The organism is Anaerocolumna aminovalerica, from assembly GCF_900115365.1.
Lineage (GTDB): Bacteria > Bacillota > Clostridia > Lachnospirales > Lachnospiraceae > Anaerocolumna > Anaerocolumna aminovalerica.
Genome location: NZ_FOWD01000012.1, coordinates 103451 through 111591, shown reverse-complemented (window position 1 = coordinate 111591; position 8141 = coordinate 103451). Strand labels below are relative to the sequence as shown.

Below are 8141 nucleotides of genomic sequence, written 5' to 3'. Positions count from 1 at the left end.
CTCTCCCAAAGATACGGACAATGATTTTTGAGGAAGTGTTAAAAGAAAGTGAATAATATCTGTAAAGGCTAACTTCCTCGTTCTTGAAAATGCTGAGTTGTTTACTCTGTGTTGTTCAATAAACTCATTAGAAGTAAGAAGAGTATTCATTTCTTGAAAAAAATCCTTTAAGTTATTACGAATAGACATAAAAATCCCTCCAAAATTTAATAGATAAAATGTATCTAATAAAATTTTGGAGGGAACATTTGTTTGTCAATTCGCATTTTAACCAAAACACCTATAAATAAATATACAATATGACGGTAGTGTCCTTAAGTTGACGACATTGAGCGTACGTGCATTAGTAAGCTAAATTTTTATTTATTCAACATCCCCATGATGATTTTTTCACTGGTTATAGGAAGTGTACGAACATTAACCCTTGTTGCATTATAAACGGCATTGGCAAGTGCAGGGGATGGAGTGTTTATGACAAGCTCACCGATGGATTTTGCCCCGAATGGGCCAGTTGGCTCGTAACTGCTTTCAAAAGCAACACGTATTTGACCTACATCCAATCTGGAAGGTATCTTATATTGCATAAAGGAATTGCTGTAGCAGGTTCCGTCTTTACCGTAAACTACATCCTCATATAAAGCCATTCCGATACCCTGCACCAGTCCGCCTTCTGTCTGTACTCTGGCAAGGTTTGGATTGATCACGGTACCGCAATCTACCACGGCTACATAATCAATGATGTCAAGGTGTCCCGTTTCTTTGTCTATTTCTACTTCTACTGCTCCTGCCATATATGGCGGAGGGGATACCGGAGAGGTATGCTTCACACATGCTTCTAATGTGTGATTGGAGCCGCACATACTATTATTGGCTATATCAATAAGAGAGATACTTTTATGATTTGTCAGGTTAATTACACTATTCCCATCAAATTCTGCTTCTTCTGGTTTACAACCAAGCATATCAGCACCGGCAGCAGTAATCTTCTCTCGAAGTTCCTCACAGGTTTTTATAGTTGCCATACCAGTCAGATAGGTGGTACTGGAAGCATAGGAACCGGAATCATAAGGAGAAATATCCGTGTCAACACCGGATACAATAATATTATTAACATCTGTATCAAGGCAGTCCGCTGCTATTTGGGCTAAAATGGTATCGCAGCCTGTTCCCATATCGGTTGCCCCAATGTTCATATTGTAAAAACCGTCGTCACTTATTTTTATAGATACGGAAGCTACGTCAACATCATTGATACAGGAACCTTGCATAGCCACGGCTATACCAACAGACCTTACTTTACCATTACCTAAATCTTTGCAAGGGTATTTATTATCCCAGTCAATCATCTCTTTTGCTTTCTCCAGACAGCGGTCCAAAGCACAGGAATTGGCTGTTTCACCATGGTAAGCAGACATGAAGTCTCCTTCTTTAACTATATTTTTCTCTCTAAGAATAGTAGGGTCTATATTCATTTTAGCTGCCAGTTCATTAATAGCGGATTCTACTGCAAATAAACCTTGGGTAGCCCCGTAACCACGATAAGCGCCTGCTGCCATTTGGTTTGTATAAACAGCTTCGTACTCAAATTTATACGCTTTTGCATTCGATGTGTAAATAGGAAGGGTTTTTGTTCCGGATAAACCAATGGTTGTAGGAGTATGATCTCCAAATGCACCGGCATTGGATAACGTATTTATCCCCATAGCCTGAATCTTTCCCTTTTCATCTGCTCCGATTCTTACACGAATCTGCATTTCATGTCTTGGGGAAGAGGCAATCTGAGATTCTTCTCTTGTATAAATAATTTTAGCCGGTTTGCCGGTAAGCCAGGTAACAATTGCCGGATATATTTCTGCCACAACTGTTTGTTTTGCTCCAAAACCTCCGCCAATACGTGGTTTCACTACACGTATATTGGATTTCTTGGTTTCAAGAGCAGTTGCTAAGGTTTTTCTTACATGGAAAGGAACTTGAGTAGAGGCTACCACATTTAACCTGCCATAGGCATCCATATAAGTATAAGCCCGGAAAGTTTCCATCATTGCCTGCTGATTTGCCTTTGTATGATAGGTTTCATCTATAACATATTTACATTTTGCATATTCTTCTTCAAAATTTCCCTGTTCCTCCGTACCATGACAAACAATATTACGGTTTTTATCCGGTCCTAAAGGAATTAGCACTTTCCAATCCTCTTCCGGATGGACAACCACTTTATGATCTTTTGCTTTTGTAAAATCTAAAACCGGTTCTAATACTTCATAAGATACTTTTATTAATTTCATGGCTTTTAGCACAGAGGACTCATCTTTACCTGCTATAATCGCCACCCCATCCCCTACAAAACGAACTCTTTGCTCCAGTATTAATCTGTCATATGGACTTAGTTCAGGATAGGTTTGTCCGGCAATGGTAAATCTGGTCTTTGGAACATCTTCGTAAGTTAATATACATTCGATACCCGGTACCTTTAAAGCAGCGTCTATTTTCACTTCTTTAATCATGGCATGGGCGTAAGGGCTGCGAAGAACTTTAACAACAAGGCAATCCTTAGGTGCTATATCATCTGTATATACAGGCTTCCCTGTTACAAGAGCCATGGCATCTTTTTTACGGATAGAGGCATTTACAGCATTCATTTTCATATTATTTTGCCTCCTTCTTTGCATTAAGATAGTTTAAAACCGCCCGTAACTGGCTTTGGTAACCGGTGCATCTGCATAAATTACCGGCAAGATATCCTTTTACCTCTTCTAAGGTAGGATCTTTTAATTCTTTACTCATAGAAATCACATTCATAATAAATCCGGGACTGCAAAATCCACATTGCTCAGAACCTTGGTCTGCTAAGAATCCACCCACTTCCGCTGCTTCTTCCTGAAGCCCTTCCATGGTAATTACATGTTTGCCGTTGGCACGTACCGCCAAAGTAGAACAGGATAACACAGGCTTTCCTTCTAAAATAACAGTACATAATCCGCAGTTTGAAGTTTCACATCCCCGTTTTACACTATAACAACCCTTGGAACGGACATAATCTAAAAGAAGGGTATCCGGTGCTATATTATCTTTTATAAATACATTATTAAGCCATAAACTAATTTCCATAATCATAACCCCTTCCTTTCTGTAATCTCTTTGATTCCCCGTTTACATAGTACTCCTGCTAAATGTTTGCGAAACTCTGCGCTTGCCCGCATGTTACTTCCAAACTGGATGTTCTCTTTTATATATTCAATAAATTTATTTATCTCTTCCTCTGTAGGATTATTGCTTAACATTTGTTCCTTATCTAATAATAGTTTTGCTTTGGAAGGTCTGGCACCTAAAACCACCTGCCATTTATGATTCACCCTGGCAACAGTACAAGCTATAACCGGAATATCCGTAGCCGTTCTTCTGTGGGTCAGATAAGAAACTTCTCTCCTATCTTTTTTAATTATTACCTTTACTAAGATATCATTGTCTTTTGGCATATCTGCAAACTCCCTTAAGGGTATTACCCCGCCTTTATAAAGTTCAACATAAGCATCTAATGCTAAGAGACAGGTAAGTATATCCGAAAATCCAAATCTGCTGAATATGCTTCCACCAACTGTTGCACAATTTCTAAATTGTACCCCAACGATATGTTCTGTGGATTTTGCAATTACACCATTAAAATAGCTGTTTAGAGCTGTATTAGTTTCCAATTCCCGAAGGGTTACCATAGATCCAATTTCAAAGCCCTCTTCTGTCTCTTCAATTTTATCTAAGCCTAAGCCACTTAAATCTATGGCATTTTGTATATTGCGTTCCCCCATTTTGAGCCAGGCTATGCCTCCTAATACTACATTACTTCTCTTTTGATTTAGTACATAAGCTTCTTCCAGGTCTTTCACCACTACATAATTTTTTATCGTGAACAATGTTAAGTCTCCTTTTGTATGAATAATAACCGCCATCAAAACAGAGCTGTCCTTGATGGTTATTTCACTTACTTCATCAACGTGGCTATTATATCAACATAAGTCGAAAAAAGTCTAGATATGATAGTTTCTAATGGGGTTTATAAATAATACTAATATATTTGTTTTGTTTATTATATTTTATTATATCTAAAAAGGTCCGCTTTTTTTATTAACTTTTTCTTTCTGATTTTAACTTTTTCCACAATATTCATACTGATTTTAAGCAAATTAGTAATTTTTTATATCTTAATTAATAATATAAAAGTGATTTTTGTAACATTGTACTCAAACGTAAATATAAGGCGGTAAGTGTGTAAATTGCTATGTTCTTCTGTAATAAACAGTTTTTTTATTATTTAAACTGTCTACCACAAGGGAAGCATAACAATTGCTCACTTACCGCCTTTACCTTTTATGAATACTTTATAATTATATGGACGCTCCTGCAAAACTGTTATTTTTGATATCTCCTTTATTAATATGTAATCTGAATTTTTATTAGTGTCACACCAATAATATTTAGTTTCCATTATTAAGTTAAAATCTTTTACCTGAATTATTTTAATAGTTAAAATTAATATATGAAGAAAACTGACTTTGAATCTTTACATTGAAGTAAATAAATCAAACTACCAACAAAATAATACCGGTTGATAGTTTGATTTATGTTCATAGGCTTTATTACAGCTTGAAGATCAATGTTGCAATATTAAAATAAATTATAATAGAAAATGTATCTACAACAGTTGTAATGATTGGTGCTGCCATAATAGCAGGATCCAACTTGCACTTTTTGGCAAGAATGGGCAGTAAACATCCAACTATTTTGGCTATAATAATAGTTCCAACTAATGATAGAGATACAACTAAAGCTAATTGTATATCCTTGTACATAAGTACAATTCGCAGACCATTTGCAACAGCTAATGTTACACCTACTATCAGTGAAACTCTAAACTCTTTCCAAACAATCTTAAGAGTGTCGGAAAACTGTAATTCTTCCACTGCCAAGCCACGTATAACTAGTGTAGAACTTTGAGAGCCGCAATTTCCGCCGGTATCCATCAGCATAGGGATAAAGGAAACAAGCAGCGGAATTATAGCAAAAGCACTTTCATAATTGCTGATAATTGAACCGGTAATAGTTGCAGAAAACATTAAAATCAAAAGCCATACAATTCTATGTTTTGCATGTTTCCAAACAGAAGTTTTCAAATACGGATCATCATTTGCTGTCATAGCAGCCATCTTTTGCATATCTTCCGTTGTCTCATCTGTCAAAACATCAATTGCATCATCAAAGGTTACAATACCGACGATACAGCCTTCCGAATCAACTACAGGTATCGCCAGCAGACCATATTTACGGAACAAATTTGCAGCAGTTTCTCTATCATCGGTTGTTTTAATAGATACATAGTTATCTTTCATTAAATCACTGATAAGAGTTTCACTGTCGCGAATCATTAGGTCTTTTGCTGAAACTATACCCAGTAATTTGTGCTTTACAACTACATAGCATGTATAAACAGTCTCACTGTCAATACCCACTTTGCGAATTTTATCCAGTGCCTGTTTTACTGTCATTGTGGGGTGTAATTCAATAAACTCAACCGTCATAATGCTACCGGCACTATCTTCTGAGTATTGAAGCAAATAATTGATATCCGCACGTGTTTCATTATCCACATTTTCAAGTAATTGTGTTACTACATTAGCAGGCATATCGCTTAAAAAGTCAACGGCATCGTCAGCATACATGGAATTAAATATTGTCTTAATATCCTGTTTACTAAGTGTTTTTATTAATGTTTGCTGGAGATCATTTTCCATATAGGAAAAAGCTTCTGCTGCTTTTTCTTTATCAAGTATTCTAAAAACAATAACTAACTTTTCTTCATCCAGCTTTGACAGCAGACTTGCAAGGTCAACTGGATTGTATTTAGAAAGTTCTTCATGAATTAATTTTAATTTATTTTCCTCAAGTAATGTAAGCAATTCAATATTTGTCATATTTTTCCTCCCTTTTTTAAGCATAAAAATACTGCCGTATTAATTTTGCCTCGGATACGACAGTAAAAATGCTTGCCAAAAAGAGATATTACCTATCAAACACTTGTAATATCAGTGAGCATCAAACTACCATATCCAATTATATTATTTTGTCTACTTCGCCCAGGACTACTGTCCAAAATGCTCACCTCCACTAAAATAAGCAAAAAAATAAATCCCATGCATGCTCAAAGGATGCACGGGATAAATCCGCGTATGTCAAAATAATCACCGTTTGAGCTTTAGCTCTATAAGGCAATGAAATTGCATTATGCTATACCTTGATTCGATATAGCCTGTTCAACCTTCTCATGATGTCTCCATCACTTCGCGGCAGCAATCCGTATCCTTATAGTAGCCTCACCTACCAGAATCATATATAATTTCAAATCTATTGTAACAGTAAAATAGCTGTTTGTCAAATAGACAGTGTTTAAAATTTAAGCAATGAAAGTGCTTAAAATAAATTTGGTGATTATTCTACGATTATAAGATTATACTACCTCTGTCTCAATTTTCTTTTCATAAGCTCCCAAACCTGCCAATATAAATAAAAACAAAGGCAAGGTCTGTATCCACATAAGTGTTAAATCGGCCAATCCATGAACCAAAGCCGCAGCCGATATGGCAAATATTAATGAAGTAATTCGGGTTTTCTTTTCATTAATAAAAGTTTTTACTAAAGTGATAGTATATTTTACAAAGTACCACAGAAACAAAACCGTTCCCACGATTCCAAAATCCATCAGCAGCTCAAGAATAATACTGTGGGAATGAGGTACCAAATATCCAAGATGCTGATCTGCATCCGTATACATATAGGACATAAAACCATGTCCCAATAAAGGAGCTTTCATTATCTGCTTTATGGCAAAATCCCATATATCAAAACGAATTTCCGTTGTAACCTCTGCCTGGTAAAGACGGGGAATAATATTCACATTAAGTACAAGTATAATAAAACTGGCAAAAGTAGCCAACAAAAGCCATATTGCAAGGAGCCGGTGCATTTTAAGAAGAAAAAGCAATACAGCTACACCAAGAAAAATTTCAACCCATGCAAACATACTCTCACATAAATATAAGCTGATTACATTCATAGATGCAATGAAATAATAGAACCACTTTTTACCCTGACGTGTCAGTACTTTATAGGCACAGATAATAATCACCATACTTATGATAGTACCAAAATAATTGGGGTAAAAAAACATTGCTGATGCCCGGTTCACTCTACTTCCTATGTTAAAATAGGGAAATACAAATTTTTCCACCAAGGCATAAACCGTTCCCATTAAACTCAATACGCATACCATGGTTAAAACTCTCTCAAAAAGTATCCTTGTCATAACACTTCGTAAATACAATCCTAATACAAATGCCAGGGTAAAGCCAAAGGCTACAAGCAATCCAATCCAGTTTTTATAAATAGCCGCAATAAAAAAAGCAAAGGCACAGAATATGAATAAAACTTTTGAACCTTCGTGTATAAGGATTAAACGTCTTGTCTGTTTTTTAAAAATAATATATATTGCTAACGATATAAGAACAATTCCTGAAATAATAAATGGCAGAAACACCGCAGCTGCTGCCAATACTACAATTGCTGTTTCTGAAAATAAGTTATTATCTTTATGTTGTATTACATTCATGTCTTCTATAATAAATTCCTCTTTTCGTAAATTATGTAATAGGTGGTATAGCTTTAATGGAAATGATTGTACCACCTTCCATGAAATGATGCCAGTTTCAAATACCTTTGCAGCCATTGTACTTTCTTCGCCATACTTTATGAATAAACATTAAAAAAAATCATATAAATAAGTTAAAAATATTCAACATACTATATTTTTTCCATAAATATGATATTTATTCGTAAAATATATATAATTGGCTGATTCTAATTCACAAAATTTTCTATGAAAATATATCTATTTTTTATGTTGTTTTTTATAAATATTCGTACTTTTTGTATATATTAACATTGATATATCTGATTTACCTAATTTTCCACCAATTTTAACACTAATTAAAAATGAAATCAATAGAAATTTACAAAATGTGTATTTTAATATTTGATAATTGAGAATGAAATATCTGCATATACACATAATACCTATAAATCTTTCAATTATGATA

6 protein-coding genes and 1 riboswitch are annotated in these 8141 nt (G+C 35.0%); all 6 genes read right to left on the bottom strand.

What is annotated here, in order from left to right:
- The coding region (locus tag BM183_RS08845) for a hypothetical protein (protein ID WP_207650140.1) at positions 1 to 189 on the bottom strand (189 nt) is incomplete at its 3' end.
- A gap of 170 nt (positions 190 to 359) precedes the next feature.
- Positions 360 to 2639, bottom strand: a complete 2280-nt coding sequence (locus BM183_RS08840; protein ID WP_091686221.1) for a xanthine dehydrogenase family protein molybdopterin-binding subunit — start codon at positions 2637 to 2639, stop codon at positions 360 to 362.
- Positions 2640 to 2646: 7 nt separating this feature from the next.
- Entirely contained in the window at positions 2647 to 3108 is a 462-nt protein-coding gene (locus tag BM183_RS08835; RefSeq protein WP_091686219.1) for a (2Fe-2S)-binding protein, read from the bottom strand.
- A 2-nt stretch (positions 3109 to 3110) separates the two neighbouring features.
- Positions 3111 to 3908 (bottom strand): FAD binding domain-containing protein, encoded by a 798-nt coding sequence (locus BM183_RS08830; protein WP_091686202.1) that lies wholly within the window; start codon positions 3906 to 3908, stop codon positions 3111 to 3113.
- 723 nt (positions 3909 to 4631) lie between these two features.
- Positions 4632 to 5963: a magnesium transporter gene (gene mgtE, locus BM183_RS08825; protein WP_091686200.1), complete on the bottom strand. Its 1332-nt coding sequence runs from the start codon at positions 5961 to 5963 to the stop codon at positions 4632 to 4634.
- A 258-nt stretch (positions 5964 to 6221) separates the two neighbouring features.
- A riboswitch (M-box (ykoK) riboswitch) is annotated at positions 6222 to 6381 on the bottom strand.
- 115 nt (positions 6382 to 6496) lie between these two features.
- Positions 6497 to 7771 carry an O-antigen ligase family protein gene (locus tag BM183_RS08820; RefSeq protein ID WP_091686198.1) on the bottom strand — a complete coding sequence of 425 codons (1275 nt, stop codon included), beginning with the start codon at positions 7769 to 7771 and terminating at the stop codon, positions 6497 to 6499.
- Positions 7772 to 8141: the final 370 nt, after the last annotated feature.

Excerpts from the sequence above, each read along its gene's own strand:
- BM183_RS08840 (WP_091686221.1), bottom strand. The coding sequence starts at position 2,639 with ATGAATGCTGTAAATGCCTCTATCCGTAAAAAAGATGCCATGGCTCTT.
- BM183_RS08835 (WP_091686219.1), bottom strand. The coding sequence starts at position 3,108 with ATGGAAATTAGTTTATGGCTTAATAATGTATTTATAAAAGATAATATA.
- mgtE (WP_091686200.1), bottom strand. The coding sequence starts at position 5,963 with ATGACAAATATTGAATTGCTTACATTACTTGAGGAAAATAAATTAAAA.
- BM183_RS08820 (WP_091686198.1), bottom strand. The coding sequence starts at position 7,771 with ATGGCTGCAAAGGTATTTGAAACTGGCATCATTTCATGGAAGGTGGTA.